The following is a 22,487-nucleotide window of genomic DNA, read 5'->3' as shown; positions in this document are numbered from 1 at the left end:
AAGCCGAATTAGTATGAAGTAAATATATCGTATCGTGATGACAATATCTTCTTTCAAGAACACACCTAAGTACCAAGATAATTGCAGTCTGTAACCCTGGCAGTTACACAAAATTATTTACAGGGTCTTCAGTTTGGCGGAGGCGAACCAATTTTGTACATGGTCCACTCAGCTTACAGAACTGTTGGAGCTGTTCTCTTTTCGGAAACAAACATGTATGGCACATTTGCAATTTTGGCTCTATACATCGCCTTATCCGCTAACTCTATTAGTGTAGATAAACTACTTGAATCGTCTGGATATATACCGATACCGATGCTAGCTCTAATGGCTATTTCATGACCGAGTGTACTTACGTACACTGGGGTTGAAATTAGCTGATTAAGCTTATTCGCTATCGATTTTGCTTCCGAAGTTTTGTCATAGTGTTTAGTCAAATTAAACAATACGAGAAATTCATCTCCCCCTAACCGAAAACAAATATCATCGCTGCGCAGGCTTTCAGTTAATCGTCTGGAAACCTCTTTCAAAAGTAGATCACCAGTACCATGTCCAAATGAATCATTTATGGCTTTAAACTTGTTTAAATCTAAGTAAGCGATCCCCATGCAATTTGAGTTAAAAATCGCTTGAGACCGCTTTTCTAGTAAAATATTAAGATGTCGCCTATTGAATAAATTTGTTAACGGATCAGTAATTACCTTACTGCGGAGGTCCTCGACAAATTCCTGTATGGTAGAGAAGTCGTGAATGGTTGCTATGCCACAGCGCTCGCCATTCAGTGTGATACTCGCAATTGAAATTCTTGCTGCAAAAGAGTCGCCATTTGACTTGATACAAGACAACATATTTCGTGACATCATGGTTCTAGCTGGGGACTGATGTTCTATGAAATGCTTAACTTTTTCTTTATGCATTTCACTATGAGTGGCTGGTAGAAGCTTTTCTAAGCTAAGGTTTTCCATTCCCTCTGACTCATACCCAAATAGTTGATTACATGACTGATTGGCGAATAAAATATTAGAGTTCTGATCGACGATTAAAATAGCGTCTACCAGAAAATCCAAGAACTGATAGATTTGTGTTGGTTGTTGCATTATTACTTTTTTCCATATCGCTCTGGATTAATTTAGCTTGTTAAACTTCAAATATGCGTATGCATGTTGAACTTTTACAAAAGCATCACTATATGTATGGTTTTCGTGAGGAGTTTAAGCTATTAGGCCTAATAATACAATGAGTTGCTAGTGAAAACTGTAAAGGTAAGACCATCATGTTAGTAGTGGGGTTATGGAACATTAATGCAATTTAGTTGTTTTTATTGCATAATTATCCACTTCAAGGCTAGTCCGTATGTAAGTGAGTGAGTTTATTTTTTTCAATTACCAATATTAATGAAAGTTAGTTGATGTTGGTTCTATCGAGTTTCATTTAACTAACTCGAATAATTGCTAACAAATGACTTAACCTGGTGTTTGATTGGTGTTAGTACTATGGATAAATAAAATTTCATTGACATTAATAAAGGGATGGCACTTCTTTCTTGTTAGAACTATAAGTGTATTGTATCGATTTACAATTTAAAAAATCATTTATAGAATATGAAGCGATTTTATTTCATAATTTGTGAACTGTTATAGATTACATTTTCAATAAGTGAAGCTTTCATCTCTTACGTTATATAAGGAATACTAGGCGCCAATATGAACGAATTAGAAAAAATATTATTAAACATCCGCAATCTAAGGGTATTTTCTCGAGATCTCACGTTAGATCAGCTTGAAGAGGCTCACAATAAGTTAACAACAATTGTTGAAGAACGACGTGAAGAAGAAGAAGTTTTAAGAGCCGAGCAAGCAGAGAGAGAAGCAAAGCTCGCTGCAATAGCAAAACAGATTAAAGAGCAGGGTATTGATGTTAATGAACTTGTCTCGGCACTTTCATCGAAAAAGGTCAAGAGTAAGGGAAAGCGTCAGGCTCGAGCGGCTAAATATAAATACGTTGATGTCAATGGCGTAGAAAAGACATGGACTGGCCAAGGTCGCACGCCATCTGTTATTCAGAAAGCACTTGATGGTGGTAAAATATTGGATGATTTTGCTATATAAATGTCGCTTTACAGGAGACTGTCCTGATTTCTGTGTAATTGTCTCAGCTTAAGCCTTAAAAGGCTAAGGATAGACAACATGGATAAGAAAGCACTTGAAGCTTTTGCTCGTTAAGCTGCCAAATCAATCAAGACAGAATCCGATCTTGATGACTTCCGCAAAATGTTAACCAAGGAGACCGTTGAAACCGCGCGCAATGCTGAGCTTGATGATCACCTTGGTTATGAAAAGCACGCCACTAAACCCAACTCTAACTCCCGTAATGAATACTTATCTAAGTCGATCGTCACTGATGATAGCGAGGTTCCGATTGATGTGCCTCGCGACCGAGATGAGAGTTTGGAACCCAGTTTGGTTCGTAAGCACTAGACTCGATTCCAGTCCATGGATGACAAGATCTTAAGCCTGTACGCTAAAGGCATGACATCTAGGGAGATCATAAGCGATGTAGCCAGTAAGGTCTTCTAATAGCCAAAGCATCAGGAAACACTAGTAAGTATCTCGATGTCTTATCTCTCGCTCTCACCTCGGAGTTGCTCAATTGAGAGCCGCATTATGCGGCTCTTTTTTTGCCTGTAGTTTGGGAATAACCTACACCCAAAACGGTACTATTTTGCTAAATTAGTATGAAGTAAACATGTCGGATCGTCATGGAAATACCTTTATTATCAGGTGGCAGGCAAACGAGTGGAGATATGGCATAGTTGCTCTTTTTTGTGAGCAACTTTGTGTAGATAAGATCAGGGTTTTATCTCGACTTTCTAATACTGGCTTATACTTTCTAAGTATAACTCGCAAAGTTTGGACTTAATTAAGAACTCATTCTCGCAAAAGGTATTTTATGGACAAAGTATTCTTTCTTGCCTACCTATGTAAAGTTCCTTCGTTAAAAATTTTGTCTAAAGTGGTCAATTTGGCGAGGGGTCGTAAGGTGGTCATCTTTATAGAAGATTATCGGCGCGGTGATGAACACGTTTTTACTAACTTTTTACGCTCTGATCCCAAGCATATTGAAGACCGCATAGTAGAACTCCAAAACTGGACTGAAGAAGTGGGCAGAAAAATATCAGAGTATTGTACAAACGAAGAGATTGAAATTCCCGCTATCGAATTTGCACCACTGGAGGGATCGCATTGGATAAAGTCCCTTGTTTCTAATTTAGAGAAGGGCGCTACGGAGTTACTGCTAGTCGATCATATTGCCAAACCGATAGATGAAAGATTGTTAGAAAAATTGGCCACACTGGATGTTGATGTTCTTATGCTACAGAAATCTTTTTGGTCGGCTCCGCTTAATGTTGTTTGTGCTATTGATCCATTACATCAGGGAGACAAACAGGCATCGGTTGATTTGTCTATTGTGGAGAGAGGTAAGCAATGGCAGGATAAATTGGGTGCTCGTGTCACTTTGGTGTATTGCCGTCATGTTGCTCCCTACCTAGTAAAATACAAGTCACAAATCCTGCAAGAGCAAAAACTTCACATACAGGAATTTATGTATGAACATCACTTAAATCATTTTTCTCTGCGGCTCTTTGATGGAAACCCTGAAGTAAGCTTGCCTAAGGCAGTACGAACACTAAAAGCCAATGTATTGGTTATTGGCGCGTGTAAGCGCAGCGCCGTATCTCGATTTTGGTCTGGTAGCACTGTGAATCTTTTGTTAGAGCAGCCCCCATGTGATTTATTGTTAGTCAATAGAACTCGCTCTTTGACTTAAATGGATGTCACGGTTCGCAGAGGAGCGTGAAGTTGTTTATCATCAGCAATACTGAACGCCATTATGTCGTTGCCCAATCGTTGCTAGAGTTAAGTATCAGTAGCTAGTTACTCATATTAGGAGAGGTGAACTAGGTGTCGAAGTATATCTAAATCGGGAGAAGTAACGCTGATGAATAAATAAGCAAGTGATAAGATCTCTCTTGAAAAATTCGGCTCTAACCCTTTAATTAAAGACAACCTAGTCGCATAGTTATAACACTTCTACATATTAATGTTGTAAAAAGCAGTGGCTTTGTAAGCCATAGACTCATTGAGGGAGAACATATGCAACCTCCAAAGATACCTGACAACGAAGCAGAACGCTTACATGCATTAAGAGCGCTTGAGATATTAGATACCACACATGAAGAACGCTTCGATCGTGTTACTAGAATGGCCAAACGTATGTTTGGTGTTCCTATCTCATTGGTTAGCCTTATAGATAAAAACCGTCAGTGGTTTAAATCCGCTCAAGGCTTGGAGATAACTGAAACTCCAAGAGCAATTTCTTTTTGTGGGCATGCAATAAATAATGACGGACTATTTATCATTCCCAATGCGATTGATGATAAAAGGTTCTGTGATAACCCTCTGGTGACTGATGATCCTAATATTCGTTTTTACGCAGGATACCCCCTTAAACTGAGACAAGGGATCAATATTGGTACTCTATGTTTAATTGATAGTGTGCCAAGAGAGATGGACGAAGAAGATCGTTTACTTCTGCAAGATTTGGGGGCAATGATTGAGCAAGAAATACAGTCGGTTCAAATGGCAACCTTAGATGAACTTACTATGATTTCAAATCGTCGTGGCTTTTTGTTATTGGCAGACCATACCCTAAAGATGTGTAAGCGCAAAAGGCTCAAAAGCTCTATCCTCGTGTTCGATTTGAACAAGTTTAAGCCGATCAATGATACCTACGGTCACCATGAAGGCGACTATGTACTAAAAGAATTTGCGATGGCGCTTCTTGAAACATTCAGAGAGTGTGATGTCATAGGCCGATGGGGAGGTGATGAATTTGTGGTATTTCTTACTGATACAGAAGCAGACTCAGTAAAGCGCATTCTGGCCAGGTTTAGCGATAAGATAGTAAAATTAAACCAAGAAATTAACAAACCTTATAGTATTGAATATAGCTGTGGTGTCAGTCATTACAGCTATGATAGCCCGCTATCTATAGAAAAAAGGATAGAAGAAGCTGATAATGAAATGTATAAGGAGAAGCGTACGCGCTAAATAAAAAACATAGTGCAGCGACTATGTCGCAATCATATCGATGTAGGTATGTTGGATTCCAAACAGAGATGGTAATGTTGTAGATAAGTTACTGTTGTTTCGCACCTCTAATCCTGTATTTTTAGTCCATTTTTATCAAGTTTTAACCAAACCGCATTGGTAATTGGTGCTCTCAAATCATCACGATGTTGGCAAAGTATGACTACTGTTCCACCTGCTTCAACCAGTCGATTGATTGCAGTTATGCTATTCACGCTAATATTGTTAACATCGTCAATCACATAAGTACAGATTGTGTCAGTTATCTGATCTGAAATATCTACGGGTTCGGGATTGGTAGGGGCAACCATTTGGGAGCAATTAATAACCACAACATTTATACCATCAGCCTCTAATACGGAAGCCAACCCCGACTTTCCAGTCCCAGTTTCCCCTTCGATTGCAATCAGCTTGGGTTTATGGTTGTAAATCATGTCAGCCAGAACATGGCTCAATACCTTTACGTGATCGGCAAAATCTATAATTTCTTCCGTTGGGTTTAATGGGCCTACATGGTAAATGGCACTAGTGCTACTGGCTGTTATCTTTCTTTCTGACATCTGATTACCTATTGGTTTTATTATTGGATAGAGTCGTGCCTGACAATTTTTACTACATTATTAATTTAGTAAAATTTGGGAGGAACACGTGTATTGATCTACTACAGCTAAACTTAACACTGAACGAAGTGACGCTACAGTACTCAGTTTAATTCATGGATAGTTTCTTTGATTAAAAGTTCTTAGTAGTTTTTGTTCGACTTCTTCTCAGTCTCACCTAGCTGAAGCGTTTATGCCCCTTTCTGTTGTATCTCCGAATCCAGTATACATTTTGCCAATGTGCGTTTGGCTTACTAAAGTTTATACGACGAAGTCTGAATGTTAGACTTTCTAAAATTATGCGCCATTTTGCAGTCTAATCTCCCATACTTCTAGCTAACTGCGTATTTCGGTGATTGCGAGCGCTCGTTTCGGTTTATTCCGATCACTTGATCCTGCCGTTTTTCTCTCTTCCTATTTTTACTCTAAGTGATCGGATTGCGCCAGTTTTCTCATCGACTCACCTCCTAGTTCTATTCGATGACTATTGTGTACCAGCCGATCCATTAGAGCGTCTGCGACAGTGGCGTTACCGATCATGTTGTACCACTCCTTTACAGGTAACTGACTGATGACGATCGTGCTGCTGTTTTGGTAACGATCTTCAAGCACTTCTAATAAGTGACCTGCATGCTCTTGGGTTAGCTTTTCCATGCCCCAGTCGTCGAGGATTAGTAGAGCTTTCTTAGCCAACGATTGAAGTTGCTTTTGATAGCTACCATCCAGACGACCTGCGGTCAGGTCATCAAGCAGGCGAGTTAATCGGTAGTATCTGACCGTGTGTTGTTGGTCGCAGGCACTGGTTGCCAGTGCGCAGCCAAGATACGTTTTGCCAGCACCTGTTGGGCCTGTGATCAAGATATTCTGGTGCTTATGTAGATAACTGCCCGTTAGAAGTTCGCTCATCTGTTTACGATTGAGATTTCGTCCCTCCTTGTAGATGAGTTGGCTCGGCTGAGCATCCACTCTCAGTTTGGCTTGTCGTTTTAAGCGTTGGATTTTTGTCTGATTGCGATTCAAGATTTCACTTTCCAGAAGTAGGCTTAGCCTTTCCTCGAAGTCCAGCTCTGCGTAGGTGCTCAGTTGTTCTTGTTGCTGCTCTAACGCTTTCACTGCATGGCTCAAGCGGAGGGTTTTGAGTTGGTCGTTCAGTGCGTTCATTTGTATTTCTCCTAGTGATAACAGTTCGGGCCACGGACATTGCTATGAACAAGGTTCGGCGTGTTCGTGTTGTCTTTGCTCAGTTGTCCTTCACGATTGTTCTTCAGCAGATTGTTGATGAAGGTGTAGTTCGGTTTTGTCAGCATCAGCGCATCTTTACAGGCTTGCTCTAAGCGCGACTCGCCATGCGCTTTACTCAGATTGAGCAGCCCAAGACAGGAGCGATACGACTGCTCTGGATGAGGCTTGGAGTAGAGCATCTTATTGAAGACTTCTCGTGTGGCTGGGCCGATATTGGCTCCCCAGTTGAGCAGGCGTCCAGGCGACCACTTCTGATGTTGATGATTACTCGGCATGTGCTCTGGTTGGGTGCTGTTTCCGCGCTCTCTTTGGCTGCGTGGATGCTGGGCTACCAAGTTACCTTGATGGTAGATCTGCACCAGACGGTTGGAGGCTTCCAGTTCGACATGGTGACCAACAAGTTGATGTGGCACCGAGTAGTAGTGGCGGCGATATTCGATGTGATAATCAGGCCCAACCTTGGCTCGCTTGGTTTCGGTATAGAGGTATCGCTGCTTAGGTAGCGGCTTTAACGCTGGCTTATCGAGTTTGTCGAACAGCGCTTTGCGGCTCGCACCATACTGTTTCATCTCACGTTCGTTTAAGTCATTCATAAGCTCACGGATGGCAAGGTTCAGCTCTTTGAAGGTATGGAAGGTTTGATGTCGTAGTCGCATCATGATCCAGCGTTCCACTAGGAGCACGGCATTCTCTGCCTTGGCTTTGTCTTTCGGTTTGTAAGGGCGAGCTGGCATCACTGCGGTTTGATAGTGATTCGCCAGTTTTTGATAACTGTCGTTAAGTCTCGGCTCATAACGATTGGCTTTGGTGACCGCGCTACGTAGATTATCGGGAACCAAGAGCTGTAGTACACCACCGAAGTGCTCGAACGCATTGGCATGCGCCTCTAACCAGTAAGACTTACCTTGACTCGGGAAGGCTTCAACATAGGTGTAATTGGACGCACCTAAGGTCGCCACGAACACTTCTGCTTCGCGCACTTCACCTGTATCAGGGTTGACCACTTGAAGCCGAGGCCCACAGTAATCGATAAACAGCTTGTCACCTGCCACATGGAGCTGGCGCATGCTGCGCTTTTAGGTTTTGAACCAACGAGTGAAGTGCTCGCAGAACTGAGTGTAAGCGTAAGCTTGTTCTTGATATTGCTAATGGTATTCCTGCCACAACAACATCTTTGTCATGCCTTTACGTCTGAGTTCGACTGCGTATTGAGTGAAGTTTGGCATGACTTTATCGCGACTGGCTTTCTTGCCGTGATACAGCGCTTGCGTGAGATCAGCATCGCTGCAACTTTCGGGTAGAGGCCAGCCAAGTTGGCTTTGTTTAAAGCGAGTAAGGAGTTCCGATATGGTGGACGGGCCGAGTTTCAGGCAAGAAGCGATACCACGATTGGAGAGACCGCAGTCGTACTTAAGGCGTAATACCTCTTTGATTTTGTTCATTGGAGTTCTCTTTTTGGCCATTGTCGCTTCCTTACGTTCTTGTTTAAGAAGTAAAGAATAGCGAGCTATTGATTTAAAAGAGAAAAAGGAAGGATTTCGGGCGTTCCGATCGCGGTTTTCGCTATTCCGATCACCGATTTCGGAGTTAGGCTAAAAGTGATCGGATAATCGCGGAATCAGTGATCGGTTTAAACCGAAATGGGTGATCGGATAATCCCGAAATGACTGATCGGAATGCTCCGAAATATGCAGCTAACATACTGATTATCAATTGAACTACGATAAGAAAGACGAACGCATTATAGAACGATAAAAGACGGCTAAAAGCCGTATAGAGCGTTAGTACGGGCTTGGAATCAAAGGTAATCTGCTTTGGCATCTATAATTTAACTCACTCAATGATTATCTCTCCACTACCACCTTGGCCGTCTCCGCTCGCTTTAAATCGAACTTTGCGACCCTTGTAAATTGCATAGGCAAACAACCCAGTTAATAAGGTAGCAATCCACGCAATAAGCATTAATTCTCCTCCAGTTAGCATTGATTTCATATTGCTGGAGATGATAGATGCGATAGGTGTTGGCTGATTATTCTCAACTTTCTCAAGCTCTGCCTCAACAAGATCCCAGCTCTTGGTATTTCGAAGCCGTTTCCATAGCTTTGAGTTGTGCTCTGGCTTATGATTCTCAAAGCGAATAGTAACTATGTTTCCACGTTTAATGTTTGTATCCAACAATTTAAAGAAATCTGAATCTTCTTCAAATATAAGAACAGCTCTGCTCATCCTAAAAATCCTCAAAAAATGATTACCAGCTCAGTGGTAAGCTCGATAGTCGGTTTTGAGTATAAAGCCTTTCGCTAGCCATATCTTGCTCTGTGTCATAACGCACTGCAAGTATATGTCTTTTAGTTTCTTTCTGGTTTCAACATATGCGGGAGTGTTCGCTCTGATTTCTCTGTATACGGCTCTAGCTCTTAGGCTATTTCTTTGGTGTTTCTTCATTTTATCGGTTATTTACAAAGCCAGAATTTATTTCGTTTGGTGTGGTAGTCGAACTCCGAGGAGCGAATCCTCTTCTAATTTGAAGCTTGCGAAAGTGGGGCAATTTCATGCGTTTTTATCTAGCCAGCTTTTGTCTCTCAATCGGGGGCACGTTTTGTAGCCGCCCGTCTTACTTTAATGCTCAAAGCCTTTCATATCATGCCAGTTTTCAATATCTTGGAGCGCGTAAATAGAAGAGGCGAATGTACTAACAAGTGATTCGAACCATCAGTATTGGACTCCGAGTTAAGTGAGTTGGACTGCCACCTTTCCCTTGCTCGATCTATCGAGTTTAGTGGAATGGAGGAGCGTACCATCTTATTACCTTCACTGCGGGCACACTAGGGCCTGAGAATTTGAAACGACTCTTTGCCCCGAAATGTGTTCTAGCTAGTTTGGTCGGCACTTTATCAAAGTAGGTCTGTGACTTACATTTCCTTATACCTGTTATGTGTTTAAGGAAGTTGGGACTTAGCAAGTTGCTCTTTTAATTTCCTAATGCGCCACATGGCTTTCAATCTGTTCATTATGGATAATTTACCCCATAAATCTTGCGAGTTTGTTTTAGCCAAGTCGAGAGCATCAGATGAGATTGCCCACCACGCATACCCTTCAGGAAGATTTTGTTTAGCATACAACCCTTCAATATACATTAGCCCGAGATTATACTGAGCGTAGGGGTCGCCTTGTAAAGCTGCTTTTCTAAACCACGAAAATGCTTTTTCGTAATCTTGCTCTAGGTAAATACCTTCAAGGTAGTAGTTCCCAATATTGTATTGAGCTTGTGCAACACCTTTGTTAGCCGCATTCATCAACCAAGTAAATGCCTTTTCATCGCTTTGCTCTATATCCTTACCTGCTAAATACATTACTCCAACTTGCACCATAGCCAGCGCATTCCCCTGCATTGCCGATTTAAGGCACCATTGGAAAGCCTCTTTACGATTTATATTAACGCCATGGCCATGTATATACATCATGCAAAGATCCAATTGCGCCTTTGCCAATCCTCCATTAGCAGCTTTTTGCATCCAATAGAAAGCTTCCTCGTAATTTTGAGATACGCCAGTGCCAGTATAATACAGCGCACCTATTTCTGATGAAGCGATCGACAAGCCTTGATGTGCTGCTTTTTTGTACCACGCAATAGCCGCCTGATAGTCTTGCTTCCCCCCTCTGCCATCTCGATAGTGGTTACCCACATTAAATTGAGCTTTAGCCTGTCCAAGTTTTGCTGCTTTCAAATACAGAGTTGCTGCTGCATTGTAATCTTTAGGAACTCCCTGGCCCATTTCATACATATACCCCAACAACGCCATTGCATCTTTGTTGTTATCAGCAAGAGGCTCAAGGATTGAATTTGCTTTGGTGTAATCACCTTTATTATAAGCCTTTATTCCGAGTTCAAGGTCTGTCATAGCAGTTACTCTATGTGGAAAAATCGTAATTAATATGAGACAGGGTATTATCATCTTAAACATAAGATCTGACCTAAAAAATGCCTTAAGCAGATTATAGACCCTGTAGTGGGTAAGGGAATTTGGCCTGCCACATGTGGGCTAGTCGTATGGTTGAAATACTAGAAGTAATTCGAAAAGCCAGAATGCTCTATGGATCGTAACTCACAATTGTCCATAAGTTAGTTCTGTGGGTTCGAGTTGCAATTTTACGATTAGGTCTCACCATTGCCTGTTTAATTCGGATACTTAAACTAAATAGCTACTACACTGAGTTAACTTCGCACTCAAACTATTGGCTGAGAACAGTCACATACTTGGTCGTTTGCCTGATTGCTCCATATTTAAGAGTTTTTCTTTCAACTTTGAGATAGGTATAGGGCGGCTTAGAAAAAAACCTTGAGCTTGTCCGCACTCTAACTCTTCTAGAATACGTAGCTGTTGAGGCGTTTCTATACCCTCGGCAACGACTTGAATACCGAATCCTTTCGCTATATCAATAATGCCTGAAGTAATCGCTCTTGAACGATAGTTAACCGTGATGTCTTTGATGAAGCTTTGATCTATCTTGATTTCATCTATTTCTAACTTATTAAATATTTCGAAGGAGGTATAGCCAACCCCAAAGTCGTCAATCGAGAATGCTACGCCAGATTGCTTAAACTTTTTCACTAGATTTGCACATTGTTCAATATTGTTTAGCATGGCCGTTTCTGTAATCTCGAAACAGAGGTGTCGAGTAAAATCAGTATCTTGTCTTAGATAAGCTTCGATTTTCTCCATGTCTTCTACACTATTTATCTCGGTAGCAGAAATGTTTACTGATACGCTCTGAACTGCACACCCTAGGAGCTGAGCTTCTTTAAGTTGTTTTGATGCTTTCCTCATAACCAGTTCTGTCAAAGCACTACACAGATTATTTTCTTCAGCTAACTTGATAAATAGTGCTGGTGAAATATCTCCGTATTGATGATGTTTCCATCGTGAGAGCACTTCCACTCCCGTAACCCTTTTGTCTTTAAGCGCATACTTAGGTTGAAAAACGATCTGTATTTGCTCCTCTCGTATTGCGTTGCGAAGGTCATTAATCATTTCTTGTTTTTTGAAATCCTGCTCAGCGAGTTTTTTATCGTGGTAGCGAATCGTATTTTTTGTCTTTTTCGCTTGGGTTAGGGCATATTTGGCCGAAGACATGAGCTGTTTAACACTTCTTCCATCAACGGGATAGAGTGCAACGCCAATAGAACATGTGACATCAATACCATGATGTTGTGAGTGTTCCTTGAATTGTCTTTGAACACGAGCTAAATGTGTATCAATCTGGTTTTTGTCACGCATGCGAATCAAACACGCGAACCCATCAGTGTGAATACGCGATGATAAAAGTGGGAAGGCACTCGGAGAGTCGATAGTTTGTGCGATGTCTTTTAAAAACTGACTGCTTTTTTCAAAGCCCAGTTGATCGGCAACAGGCTTGAAGTTGTCAATATCAAGAAGAAAGAGTACATAACGCTCGCGCTCACTCACACTACTGATTTTTTGCTCTAAATAGCGAAAAAAGACGAGTGGGCTATGAAGACCAGTCACATAATCGACATCATAGGCCTGCTGTAGCTCTCGGTTGTTCCGTTTTATTAGCACCCACAGCAATAGAGAGGTTACAACGATAAATAGTATTCCCTTTAGTGATTGAACTAACGAATACACACCTAGACTTCCTGGTAACAGTTCTATCGCTTTATCGGAGAATAAAATCCAGAGTGAGGCAAATACAAAGTAGTGAAGAACTAATTTTTCGGAAGAGTGTAAGTTTTTTTTCATATCTATCACGGTAGTATCAAGTCAGTAGTTATTGCGTGAAATGACAAATAACCATTATTCATAAACTCTTAACATGAAGGATAATATTTATCAATGTAAAGGGTAAGTTTTTCATAATGTTAACTCTTAGAAGGGGCGTAAAACATTGGTTGAGGTCTAACGTGTCGGTGCTTTGCAATGGTAAGTAGCGTTAGTAAGTCATACTGCCACTGGTTATAGTCTGCTCTTGGCCGCTACCATACAAGATGAATCATCATGGCTTGATATATTAAGAGTGCGCTAGGACAAATTGATATTTACTAGCGGAGTTATCCAAGTATCTGACGATATGAGAGGTATTGTGGATAATGGGACTTTACTCATGTCTTTATTAATCTAGTAGAGAAACACAGCCAGCGTTTTCACGCTGGCATTAGTCAATATGGGGAAAGATTAACGTAGAGAGAAAGCCTGAACTTTATGAGCGTCAATTTACTTGCACGTGATGTAGCCAGTCGTGGAGCGAAAAAGAACACCAAAACTCATTCTCTTGGGAGTCGTTAACGCCATCATCAAAAAGATAAAGCATTAACGATACGTCTTCGGTAACCGTCTTAAAGCTAGACTTATGTACAGCAAAAACGACATTTAGAATATCGTCATCACTTTCAATTTGACTTACGAACACTTTTGAAAAAGTTGCTTTGATTGCGAAACCATCACTCAGTTTTTGATGCGATAGAAGCACAAGGTTCATAGACTGAGCGAACGCAAGACAAAGATCGAGTGGGGTATTCACATGTAAATTTCTTCCGTTTAAACGGAGGTTTGGCGTATTTGAACCAGCATGATTGAATGAATAGAAATGAGAGCTAAACTGTTTTTGGTTGGTTTTAATGCTTTCCATGATAAATCCTCAATAAACTTACCCCACCGAACTCGTTTATTGTAGATTTATTTTATGACACGTCGGGGTGTTTAACGTGTCTGCAATCAAATTATAATCGACGGTTTTAAAAGTCAATGGATTTTTTGCAACAAAGAAAAATAATGAAATTTTAATTATTTAATCATCCGCATCGAGTTCTTCATAATCGACAAGATGCATGTTTCTATCAATCCGTTTTAAATCTTCAAAAGCAAAAAGCTTTTTAGCAAGCCTAAGTGTATCGTAAGGTTCGCTGGTATTTGCCAAGATGGTGTCTTTGCTGTGAGGAACGTGGACAAACTCAATGCTTCCAAATCTCGTTTTATAAAAGCCTGATGTACCTGTTGTTGCCAGAATCAAAACCATTGGCACCTGAGAGATCACACTCCACCTTGATAGGGCATCTTCGAACGAGATGTAACACAGCTCACCTTCACGTAAGGATAAGGCCAGTTGGTCAAAAAACTCAGGGGGCAGCGTCGAACGTAAGTAAACAAATCGTTCATAATCGATGTTGATGATGTAGTCATGCTTTGCGATGATCTGCTCGATATCATTACTTCTAAAGATTGAGCAGATCTCTTCACGTTTATAGATAAACTTTTCAGTACGTCGATACTGCATTTCGAAAATCATTTTCATAGATTAAAAGTCACAATGATTTAAACTGTTCTGAATGATTGCATATTAGTTTGCAGTGAATCAAGTGACGTAACATCACGATGATAAATATAAAGTACAGATGGATACGCATTTGGGTTTAGACTGATGTTATACTTTCTATATTTATTGTTCGTTTTATAATCCCTCTGGCAATCAAAACCAAGTTTAGACAGAAAGTCGTTTATCGCTCGTGTTCGATAACTTTTACACTGTGATTCGGAAGTGATGGGCTTTAACATTGTTTTCATGCTACTTAGTTTTTTACAGAGTTTAGAATTGCTATTTAATATCTGATTAATGACATCATAAGCATGATAATAATTTGACTTAGTTATCGATTGATTCTGGTTGATATTGTCAATAGAGATTTCTAACGTTTTAAAAATAATATCTATCAGTTCATAAAGTTCGTTGTAGGGCGTTTTCGTCGTGCGCCATTCCATATATTTCTGTAAATGTTCGAGTAAAGATGCTTGGTCTCTAGAAAATGAAATCGCCTCATTCGTTAGAGAATCAATTGGGATGCGCAGCCTTTCAGAAATCACTCTTTTTTCTGCTGCACAGAGTTGTAAGTTATTCGCTTGGCCTGAATGAATGACTTGATTTGCTTCATTCAGGTCACTAACGTGCTCAGGTGCTTTGTATATAGATTCATTGACAGAGGCTTTGTAAGCTTCTGTAATTTGCTTTTGCAACAAGGATTCACGGTAACGTTGTGCTGGAGAACACTCTTTAATTTTAACTCGAAAACCTAAACCTTCAGCAGTACGTTGTAGAGATAACGGCATATTGTGACGAGTATGTGTGGAAATATGATGGATAAGGTGCTGCATATACTCAAAAGAAAAGGACTTGTTGAGTGGCTCACCATTGGTATTCATGTTTTTGTTCTGATAGCAAGTCACATGGTCTTTCTGTACAGCAAAAATAATTTCTTTGGCTTGGCGAAACCTGCGTCCCATCTGTATGAGTTCTTGCGGCATGAGTATGCTATGTGATACCACCAAAACCTTGTCGGTGTAATTCGCTTCGATACTGACTGCTGAATCAATATAAGGCGAGTACAAGATTTTTTTGTACAAGAAGCACGAATCGTTTGGGTTAGCTAAAAATTCCTTCACGGCATCTTTATTACGGGTATCACTCGTAATCACGAGGTACCCAGCTTCTAACGCTTTTTCAGCGCAGCCTTTACCTGAAGATTGATAACCCATCGAAAACAAATATTGGTACAACGCTTCTTTCTTATCGAAAGCCATCACTTTATAAGGATTGTGTCCACCCCCGATTTCGTTCAGTACTTCGTCTCTATTCGTGATTGTGATATTGATGTCGGAGTATCTTCCGCCTTCTACTTTATACAACTGATAATCTTTAATTCCTGTAGATGCAATCAATTGGCCTGTGATGCAGTTAGTGCTGTCTGCATCCATCATGATGACATGTTTAGCATCAGTAATGACCGTTCTTATTGCATCAAAGGACTTTGCTTTCAGTAAATCACTATTGTAATGACTGCCGTCAATGGATATGAGTCCTTTTTCACTTTCATCGAAGATAACTAAATCGCAGCGGAGTACATACTGAAGCATTTTTGGTAGTGAGTTAGTCGTTGAAACGATGATCTGTGCATTCTCAAGCTTCTCTAGCGATTGGGTATTGTGGCTTGCTTGCTTCGCATATGGTAAAAGCTTTGAAATCTTATTGTTCATGTTACTATTGATGGCATCCTTATGGGAAATGGTAGCAATTTTTAAGTTTGGATTGGTCTTAAGCCGTTGGCGAAGATAATGGTCAATGACGTAGGTGGTTTTTCCAACACCAGTTTCAGCAGAGATAACATTAACGCGGTTTAACGCTAACTCGATTTGGTTTAAACAGGAAACTTGCTTAGCGCTTGAAAAATCCAGGGAGAGTTTGATTGCTTCCACCTCTTGTTCACTGATCGACGTTAACTGACGGACAATTTCATGACTACTGATGTTGAAGAGTGTTGAAGCGAAGAATATTACGAAATCAATCGATACAAATGCGCTGTGAACTGCCTGTCTGAGTTGTTTTAGAGCATGTTCTATTAACTCCCTATTATTATCGGTTAATCGGCATGCATGAGAAATAAGGTACACCTCTTGAAGCAAAGGTGTCATGTTAAGTGAATCGATGGAATGACCTGCAATTAACAATTCCTTTTTAAAATGAATGGAAGTGGCTATAGCATCAACCATATCTTGTACGCTAGTAGACGCATAAATCGCTATCGAACTGACCCAGTTTTGGTAAACAGGGATAGTAGAGAGTACTTCACTTGGAAGCTTCATGGCTAAATCATCACGGGTATTAGTACTTGTTATAATATCATTTTCATTCTTAGTGACATGTAGTTTGATTTTTTTAAATTCCGTTGCGCCATTAATATTTTTATAAAAATATTCCACTGTTTTATTCTCAATTAATTAGTTTTATAAAATTCTAATTAACAAATAATGGTAAGATCAATCAATTTTTTAAGTTTTTTATCGATATTGATTTATGGTTTATATTTCAGTTGTTTAAATGGTTTGGTTTTTATATTTAATTTTTAATATCTCAGAGTATTTAAATATAAATAGAAAATGAAAATAATTTAGATGTGTGTAAGATATTTATTTTGAAATATCCATCTCATGGGTAATAAGACTGAACCTGTAGCTAAGTTCGCTTCAAGAAGGAGAGGTGACTTAAGTGGTATGGGGTTATAAAAATGGGTCCACTTCTCATTTAGTATGTAAAATAAATGAATGTGTGGGCACTGAGTCAACAGTCCTAACCTGAGAGTCTAACGTAACATCTCAACATCGAATGCTGCATGCGTTAGCATGCTAAACGTATTGGTGATTCAATTGAACGTCAATTCACTGTTACAATGTAAACCGCGAATGTGTCCACTTCTCTTAAGTATATATAATAATATAAATGGGGAAGTGGACACTGAGTGACAAGTCCTAACTAAAGAGTCTGAAGCGGAACCTCAACATCGAACGCTGCATGCGTTAGCATGTTAAACGTATTGGTGATTCAATTGAACGTCAATTCACTGTTACAAGGTAAACCGCGAATGTGTCCACTTCTCTTAAGTATATATAATAATATAAATGGAGAAGTGGACACTCAACATCAAGCGTTCAATCAATATCCCACCTCAAAGCCACTATGCTCTTGTCGATATACTCGCTCTTCGAGCGAGAAGTTCAATTGGATGGTTACTTGTCAATAAACAGATTTTAGTTGTTCCGACAATGAACTCGTGGTCAACTAAATTCGTTTAAAATAGTTGTGCTAGTCAACGCCGATGAAGTCTTAATGGTATTTAGCCTTAGTTTCCTTAGGCTCAAGATTTCTATCCTAAACAACTTCATCCGTTTTAAAATCTTTCTTAGTAAGACTGGTGCCATAGTCACTATTGTACTTTTCTATTGCTGCCGCCAGCTCGCGTGACGCTTTACCTTGAGACCTTTCTTTAAAAATCTCGTCTCCTACTTTAAATTTGACGAGTGGCGCTCGCTTACGCTGAGTGGTGGCAGAAGATTTCGAGCCAGACAAACTCTTTTGCTTGTGGGAGAGTTCCTCAGGGATCTCAATACCAACGGCTATCAAGGCTTGTATGGCCGTCTCAACTTTTTTAATCTCTTCAGCAGATTTTAGTTCTTCTATGATGTATCCAACTCTATCACAGATAGCTTCTAGATCGCCAAGAGATAGCTGCAACCCTCTGATATTATTGCGATTACTAAATATTTCTATTGCTGCTTCTTGCTTTTCAGTAAGTGTCATTAGGTTTTTATTCCTATTAAATTTGCAATGGATAGAAACCTAATTTTAAACGAAACTAAAAAAGTGTGTTAGCTTTTAATAATTAAAAATTTTTTCTTAATTTATATTTTTAATTTTATATTTACAATGGGTTTTTAATGTGGTTTATTAAAACCATATTAAAACACTGCCTGGAGTTTAAAAGTTATGAGTTTAAAACGACGTAAATACGTGTATAACAATCCTAATTTGAAAGTTATTAAAAAACCTTTAAACGATGATTTAAATCTCATTGAGGATTTAAGAGGAGAGAGCGTTCTAATCTCAGATAGCGAAACTTTACAAAAAGCAAACAGTTTAACTGTAGAAGATCAACGTCAGATTTTTAAATCAAGATCATCAAACCCCAGCAACTGTTTTTCTGGCCACAGGTCTTTTGGTCAACGTAACGCTAGAACCAGCGAGTATCAATCAACTTTCCCAAAACAAACTGATAAAGAGTCTCGGGTTCCTGGTCTCTTTGGTTGTAATCGCTATAAATCAAAGAGAATCCAACAAGTAAAAGACACTGAAAGTTTTTGCTTTTTTTAAAATGAAGTAGGGAAAGGGGATGAATAAACAGCATCAATGCGAGCATATGCCGCAAGAAGTTCAAGTGTATTGCACAGATCATTACACGGCGGATAAGAAATGGTTTTTGTTTATCTCAGAGAGAGCAAAAGAGATGGATCTAGAACTAAGCCATGAAATTAATGAAGTCGATGAATTGCTTTGGCAAACCGCGTTTAACATCATTCATTGTCCTTATTGTGGACTACAGCTAGAAACCACACAACAAACCATCGGACATTTTCACAAGGCCGTTAACTATAAGCTTCTTTAGCCTATTAGTAATCGATGTTGTCCTGCTTATAAGCAGGACTTGAGTGCTTCTGAGTCAATGAATTATGGTTACCCGAACCGTGGCAACAGTGTCGGCTTTGAGGAAGTGACGGTTGAGCAATACCCATCACCACAGCCACTCAGTATGCCTATTGGCTGGCTAACGCAATCTTTGACTGTCGAACCGTTGGGTAAAATTAATGCTAAGTCTAAATATGCTATAGAGTTCATCAAGCAAGAGCAACGTTAAGTCTATAAGATTGCACAACGACATAAATATTGGGAATTGGATTATAGTTGGTTACTTTTTCATGAGTAATTGAGCGGTATAACTTTAAAAAACTAGACTTCGCTCATTATTTAATTCACGCTTTGAAATTATATTTACGTTTCTTTTCGCTTGTTCCAATTGGAACTGAACATGACACTATAAAAAGGTTTCCAATGTTTAAGAAACTGTCACTTAAAAACAAACTCGCGATTTCAGCGAGTACTGCCATTATAGTCGGGGGACTACTGGTTGAAGCACTTTCATTTAACGCTTCGATAAGTCGCATGGATGAAGAGGTTGAGCAGCGCCTTGAGAGTACAACAGCATCTTATAATCAATACGTGGCTGACTGGTTACTGTCAAAAGAGCGTGCGTTGACCTCGCTGTCTCAAGAGGTAGATAAAGCCGCAATCGTTACGCACCTAAAACAAATTAGTCACTCGGCTGCTTTCGACAACGTATTCTTGGCATATCCAGACGGTAGTCAAGTAAATGCGAATGGCGTTGTACTACCGCCAGGGAATGATGATCCGCGTAAATGGGGTTGGTACATCAATGCTGTCGCAGACCCAAACAAAGTCTTTATGGATAACCCAACAGTTGCCGCTGCTACTGGAGCAAACGTTGTTTCACTGGGTAAGGCGCTCAATCTACATGGTCAGCAAGTGGTGCTTGGTGCGGATGTAGAGATTACCGATATTCTTAACAGCATGGACAAAGTGATCCTTCCAGGTGACGGCTACATGTTCATTGCAAATGATAAGGGCAATATTTTTACCCATAAAGAGACTAAGCTTCTCAATCAACCCGTTAGTCAGATAGGGTTGGAATTCAAGACCATCCAAAATGCTTCACGCAGTGGTAATGATGAGTCTATTTCAATCGCAGGTGAAGAGTATGTTTTGTATGCTCAGAAAATTGATGGAACAGCACTAACAACAGTAACCATTATCAACTACGGTTCTTTGGTTGCGCCTCTATTTGATGCGGTATGGAGCCAAGTGTTAGCAACAGCAATCGTGGTTGTCATTTGTACTCTGCTGTTCAACTTGCTCTGTAGCATCCTGTTTAGACCGTTAAATAACGTTTCTCAAGCGCTGGAGCAGATCGCCAATGGTAGTGGTGATCTTACTCAGCGTATTGAAGTGGAGAGTGGCGATGAAGTAGGCCGCCTGGCGAACAACTTCAATACCTTTGTGGGTAGTCTGCAAAAATTGATTGGTCATATTCGTGAGCAAGCACACCTCATCAATGAGCAGTCAGACAACAACACCCATCGTTCGAACAACGCCGTTTCTGAGATCCATCAGCAGCAGCAAGAGATCACAATGGTTGCAACAGCGGTAACAGAGTTAGCGAGTGCTACCCGCGAAATCGCCTCCAATGCAGAACAAACTGCCAACGCGGCGCAGGATTCAACCGTGAGTACGAACAACGGTCAGTCTTTGGTTCAACGCACTATGGGTTCTATCAACAGTCTTGCGACGGAGCTTGGCGAAGCAAGTTCCGTTATCAGTGAGTTGGACCGCCACGCGCAAGAGATTTCTACCGTCCTTTCGACCATTCAAGGCATTGCAGAGCAAACAAACCTACTGGCCCTTAACGCGGCAATCGAAGCAGCACGCGCTGGTGAGCAAGGTCGCGGTTTTGCCGTGGTAGCGGATGAAGTTCGAGTACTGTCACAACGTACTCAAGCGTCCACCGAAGAGATCAAAGCGACGATTGATACACTTCAGCAAACTACCACACGAGCGGTTAGCTTAATGGATAGCAGCTCTAACTTGGCAAACACGTCGGTATCAGACGCAGACCAAGCAACGAATGCGTTGAGTGAAATTCATGAAGCGGTTTCGTTGATCAGCGATATGGCAACACAAATTGCGACAGCAGCGGAAGAGCAGACACATGTAACGGGTGAGATCACGCAAAATATCACTTCTATTAAAGATGTGGCCGATGAGCTTGTCATCAGTACTCAAGAAAGCTCGCAAGAGTCAACCAAGCTGAAACTGCAAGCGCAAGAACTAACGGACAAGGTGGCAACGTTTAAACTTTCGTAGTGATAATCAGTATTAAAAAATTAAAAACGGCGAGGCATAGAGCCTCGCCGTTTTTAAAAGAGGCGTTGCTCCTGATGTGTATGACAAGCCCGTAACAGAACAATCATGCATAACTTGGGTTTGATAGTTGAAAATGGTCGCCAGCAAGTCTCAACAACTATCCAAAAGGCGTTCAATAAGGTAGGGGTGTATCAGTTAAGATACACAGCAAAAGAGTTAGTGCTGCCATCAATGAACGTTAATTAGGGTTGTAGTGGGCATCTAAGGCTTTATTTACCGAGTTTTGATATAAAGCCTTAAGGCTAATCCTACCTTCTTAGTTAGGGCGACTAATGCATGCCCACTTAAGTCCAGGGCTATACCTGAGCTTCCTTTGTCAAACTTACCTTTACCCCTTTGTTTGTTATCACTGACGTTAATTAACTTCTATTGGATGAAAGTTTCCCTTAGCTGTAGTTATCCGAGGGAGTGTCGTCGTAAGCTTTTTTAAAATTATGCGTCATCTTGCAATCTAATATCCATTACCTCTCATTAACCTTTTGATGATCAATTGAACTGTAATTGGAAAGGCTGCATGATAGGAGTAGGAAAAGCGGCTAAAATCCGTATAGAAAGAGTTATACGCAAGGAGAGATATGTGGTAAAAATTCGTGAAATGGACATTGCGGACTATGATGACGTGATCAAGCTTTGGGGGCAAACTGAGGGTATGAGCCTTCGAGATGCAGACTCTAAAGAAAGCATCAATAACTACCTAACTCGCAACCCAAATTTAAGTTTCGTTGCAGTGTCAGCCAACGAAATTGTCGGCGCGGTACTAGTCGGCACTGACGGTCGTCGAGGTTATCTGCAACACCTAGCTGTATCTGCGAACTTTCGTGGTAAGAATTTAGGTCGTGAACTGGTCAGCCAAGCTATCAGTGCGTTAGCAAATGTTGGGGTTCCAAAAACTCATTTGTTTGTGTACAACGAAAACGTAAACGCCCAGCAGTTTTACGAAAAGCTTGGCTGGTTCCCGAGGGACGAAGTTCGAATGTACTCATATAATAGTTCTAGTAACAATAACGTTTAGCGCACGGCGTATAACACATATGAGCCTTCAGCCTGTCAATAGGCAATAACAACTCTTTGGCTGCGTCAGCAGCCAATCTCTCTCGAACAA

Annotated in this window: 18 protein-coding genes and 2 pseudogenes; 9 read left to right on the top strand and 11 right to left on the bottom strand. The window is 40.5% G+C overall.

Annotated features, from left to right (window positions below):
• Positions 1-173: 173 nt before the first annotated feature.
• Entirely contained in the window at positions 174-1,097 is a 924-nt protein-coding gene (locus tag VEJY3_RS21005; protein ID WP_014234439.1) for a sensor domain-containing diguanylate cyclase, read from the bottom strand.
• A 606-nt stretch (positions 1,098-1,703) separates the two neighbouring features.
• Between VEJY3_RS21005 and VEJY3_RS21000 the strand changes: the two genes are divergently transcribed.
• The 4 genes and pseudogenes from VEJY3_RS21000 to VEJY3_RS20985 all read left to right on the top strand — a co-directional run bounded on the left by VEJY3_RS21000 (position 1,704) and on the right by VEJY3_RS20985 (position 5,111).
• Positions 1,704-2,108, top strand: a complete 405-nt coding sequence (locus VEJY3_RS21000; protein ID WP_014234438.1) for an H-NS family nucleoid-associated regulatory protein — start codon at positions 1,704-1,706, stop codon at positions 2,106-2,108.
• A gap of 126 nt (positions 2,109-2,234) precedes the next feature.
• Positions 2,235-2,552, top strand: a pseudogene (locus tag VEJY3_RS26030) (transposase); the annotation flags it as partial.
• Positions 2,553-2,949: 397 nt separating this feature from the next.
• Positions 2,950-3,828 carry a universal stress protein gene (locus VEJY3_RS20990; RefSeq protein ID WP_014234436.1) on the top strand — a complete coding sequence of 293 codons (879 nt, stop codon included), beginning with the start codon at positions 2,950-2,952 and terminating at the stop codon, positions 3,826-3,828.
• Positions 3,829-4,154: 326 nt separating this feature from the next.
• Positions 4,155-5,111, top strand: coding sequence for a sensor domain-containing diguanylate cyclase (locus tag VEJY3_RS20985; protein WP_014234435.1), 957 nt, complete (start codon positions 4,155-4,157; stop codon positions 5,109-5,111).
• A gap of 107 nt (positions 5,112-5,218) precedes the next feature.
• Here the strand turns inward: VEJY3_RS20985 and VEJY3_RS20980 are convergent, their stop codons facing one another.
• The 10 genes and pseudogenes from VEJY3_RS20980 to VEJY3_RS20930 form a co-directional block, all read right to left on the bottom strand.
• Positions 5,219-5,710, bottom strand: a complete 492-nt coding sequence (locus VEJY3_RS20980; protein ID WP_014234434.1) for a DUF4350 domain-containing protein — start codon at positions 5,708-5,710, stop codon at positions 5,219-5,221.
• Positions 5,711-6,169: 459 nt separating this feature from the next.
• A complete protein-coding gene (istB, locus tag VEJY3_RS20975; RefSeq protein WP_011988345.1) occupies positions 6,170-6,910 on the bottom strand; it encodes an IS21-like element ISVch3 family helper ATPase IstB in 741 nt (246 codons plus the stop codon).
• A gap of 11 nt (positions 6,911-6,921) precedes the next feature.
• Positions 6,922-8,454: pseudogene (gene istA, locus VEJY3_RS20970) on the bottom strand (IS21 family transposase).
• A gap of 370 nt (positions 8,455-8,824) precedes the next feature.
• Complete coding sequence (locus VEJY3_RS20960) at positions 8,825-9,217, bottom strand: hypothetical protein (RefSeq protein WP_014234433.1); 393 nt, start codon at positions 9,215-9,217, stop codon at positions 8,825-8,827.
• Positions 9,218-9,930: 713 nt separating this feature from the next.
• Positions 9,931-10,956, bottom strand: coding sequence for a tetratricopeptide repeat protein (locus VEJY3_RS20955; protein ID WP_014234432.1), 1,026 nt, complete (start codon positions 10,954-10,956; stop codon positions 9,931-9,933).
• Between the two features lie 285 nt (positions 10,957-11,241).
• On the bottom strand, positions 11,242-12,753 hold the full coding sequence (locus tag VEJY3_RS20950; RefSeq protein WP_041170412.1) for a bifunctional diguanylate cyclase/phosphodiesterase: 1,512 nt from the start codon (positions 12,751-12,753) through the stop codon (positions 11,242-11,244).
• A gap of 466 nt (positions 12,754-13,219) precedes the next feature.
• On the bottom strand, positions 13,220-13,639 hold the full coding sequence (locus tag VEJY3_RS20945) for a hypothetical protein (RefSeq protein WP_014234430.1): 420 nt from the start codon (positions 13,637-13,639) through the stop codon (positions 13,220-13,222).
• Between the two features lie 159 nt (positions 13,640-13,798).
• Positions 13,799-14,302, bottom strand: a complete 504-nt coding sequence (locus VEJY3_RS20940; protein WP_014234429.1) for a hypothetical protein — start codon at positions 14,300-14,302, stop codon at positions 13,799-13,801.
• 20 nt (positions 14,303-14,322) lie between these two features.
• The gene (locus VEJY3_RS20935; RefSeq protein ID WP_014234428.1) at positions 14,323-16,758 is read right to left on the bottom strand and encodes a DEAD/DEAH box helicase family protein; all 2,436 of its coding nucleotides are present in this window, start codon (positions 16,756-16,758) and stop codon (positions 14,323-14,325) included.
• Positions 16,759-17,704: 946 nt separating this feature from the next.
• Complete coding sequence (locus VEJY3_RS20930; RefSeq protein ID WP_014234427.1) at positions 17,705-18,133, bottom strand: hypothetical protein; 429 nt, start codon at positions 18,131-18,133, stop codon at positions 17,705-17,707.
• A gap of 186 nt (positions 18,134-18,319) precedes the next feature.
• On the opposite strand from VEJY3_RS20930, the gene VEJY3_RS20925 reads away from it, so the two are divergent.
• The 5 genes from VEJY3_RS20925 to VEJY3_RS20905 all read left to right on the top strand — a co-directional run bounded on the left by VEJY3_RS20925 (position 18,320) and on the right by VEJY3_RS20905 (position 22,397).
• Positions 18,320-18,703 carry a hypothetical protein gene (locus tag VEJY3_RS20925; RefSeq protein ID WP_014234426.1) on the top strand — a complete coding sequence of 128 codons (384 nt, stop codon included), beginning with the start codon at positions 18,320-18,322 and terminating at the stop codon, positions 18,701-18,703.
• Positions 18,704-18,722: 19 nt separating this feature from the next.
• The gene (locus tag VEJY3_RS20920) at positions 18,723-18,995 is read left to right on the top strand and encodes a hypothetical protein (RefSeq protein ID WP_014234425.1); all 273 of its coding nucleotides are present in this window, start codon (positions 18,723-18,725) and stop codon (positions 18,993-18,995) included.
• A gap of 57 nt (positions 18,996-19,052) precedes the next feature.
• Complete coding sequence (locus tag VEJY3_RS20915) at positions 19,053-19,244, top strand: hypothetical protein (RefSeq protein ID WP_014234424.1); 192 nt, start codon at positions 19,053-19,055, stop codon at positions 19,242-19,244.
• Positions 19,245-19,438: 194 nt separating this feature from the next.
• Positions 19,439-21,325, top strand: coding sequence for a methyl-accepting chemotaxis protein (locus VEJY3_RS20910; RefSeq protein ID WP_014234423.1), 1,887 nt, complete (start codon positions 19,439-19,441; stop codon positions 21,323-21,325).
• A gap of 637 nt (positions 21,326-21,962) precedes the next feature.
• Positions 21,963-22,397, top strand: coding sequence for a GNAT family N-acetyltransferase (locus VEJY3_RS20905; protein WP_014234422.1), 435 nt, complete (start codon positions 21,963-21,965; stop codon positions 22,395-22,397).
• The last annotated feature ends 90 nt before the right edge of the window (positions 22,398-22,487 follow it).

The sequence above is a fragment of the Vibrio sp. EJY3 genome, from assembly GCF_000241385.1.
Lineage (GTDB): Bacteria > Pseudomonadota > Gammaproteobacteria > Enterobacterales > Vibrionaceae > Vibrio > Vibrio natriegens.
This window is presented reverse-complemented; position numbering and strand designations above follow the sequence as displayed.

What these genes read in the sequence shown, in the direction of transcription:
- VEJY3_RS20980 (WP_014234434.1), bottom strand. Translation starts at nt 5,710, where the DNA reads ATGTCAGAAAGAAAGATAACAGCCAGTAGCACTAGTGCCATTTACCAT.
- VEJY3_RS20990 (WP_014234436.1), top strand. Translation starts at nt 2,950, where the DNA reads ATGGACAAAGTATTCTTTCTTGCCTACCTATGTAAAGTTCCTTCGTTA.
- VEJY3_RS20910 (WP_014234423.1), top strand. Translation starts at nt 19,439, where the DNA reads ATGTTTAAGAAACTGTCACTTAAAAACAAACTCGCGATTTCAGCGAGT.
- VEJY3_RS20945 (WP_014234430.1), bottom strand. Translation starts at nt 13,639, where the DNA reads ATGGAAAGCATTAAAACCAACCAAAAACAGTTTAGCTCTCATTTCTAT.
- VEJY3_RS20940 (WP_014234429.1), bottom strand. Translation starts at nt 14,302, where the DNA reads ATGAAAATGATTTTCGAAATGCAGTATCGACGTACTGAAAAGTTTATC.
- VEJY3_RS21005 (WP_014234439.1), bottom strand. Translation starts at nt 1,097, where the DNA reads ATGCAACAACCAACACAAATCTATCAGTTCTTGGATTTTCTGGTAGAC.
- VEJY3_RS20985 (WP_014234435.1), top strand. Translation starts at nt 4,155, where the DNA reads ATGCAACCTCCAAAGATACCTGACAACGAAGCAGAACGCTTACATGCA.
- VEJY3_RS20920 (WP_014234425.1), top strand. Translation starts at nt 18,723, where the DNA reads ATGAATAAACAGCATCAATGCGAGCATATGCCGCAAGAAGTTCAAGTG.
- VEJY3_RS20950 (WP_041170412.1), bottom strand. Translation starts at nt 12,753, where the DNA reads ATGAAAAAAAACTTACACTCTTCCGAAAAATTAGTTCTTCACTACTTT.
- VEJY3_RS20960 (WP_014234433.1), bottom strand. Translation starts at nt 9,217, where the DNA reads ATGAGCAGAGCTGTTCTTATATTTGAAGAAGATTCAGATTTCTTTAAA.
- VEJY3_RS20955 (WP_014234432.1), bottom strand. Translation starts at nt 10,956, where the DNA reads ATGTTTAAGATGATAATACCCTGTCTCATATTAATTACGATTTTTCCA.
- VEJY3_RS20915 (WP_014234424.1), top strand. Translation starts at nt 19,053, where the DNA reads ATGAATTATGGTTACCCGAACCGTGGCAACAGTGTCGGCTTTGAGGAA.
- VEJY3_RS21000 (WP_014234438.1), top strand. Translation starts at nt 1,704, where the DNA reads ATGAACGAATTAGAAAAAATATTATTAAACATCCGCAATCTAAGGGTA.
- istB (WP_011988345.1), bottom strand. Translation starts at nt 6,910, where the DNA reads ATGAACGCACTGAACGACCAACTCAAAACCCTCCGCTTGAGCCATGCA.
- VEJY3_RS20925 (WP_014234426.1), top strand. Translation starts at nt 18,320, where the DNA reads ATGAGTTTAAAACGACGTAAATACGTGTATAACAATCCTAATTTGAAA.
- VEJY3_RS20930 (WP_014234427.1), bottom strand. Translation starts at nt 18,133, where the DNA reads ATGACACTTACTGAAAAGCAAGAAGCAGCAATAGAAATATTTAGTAAT.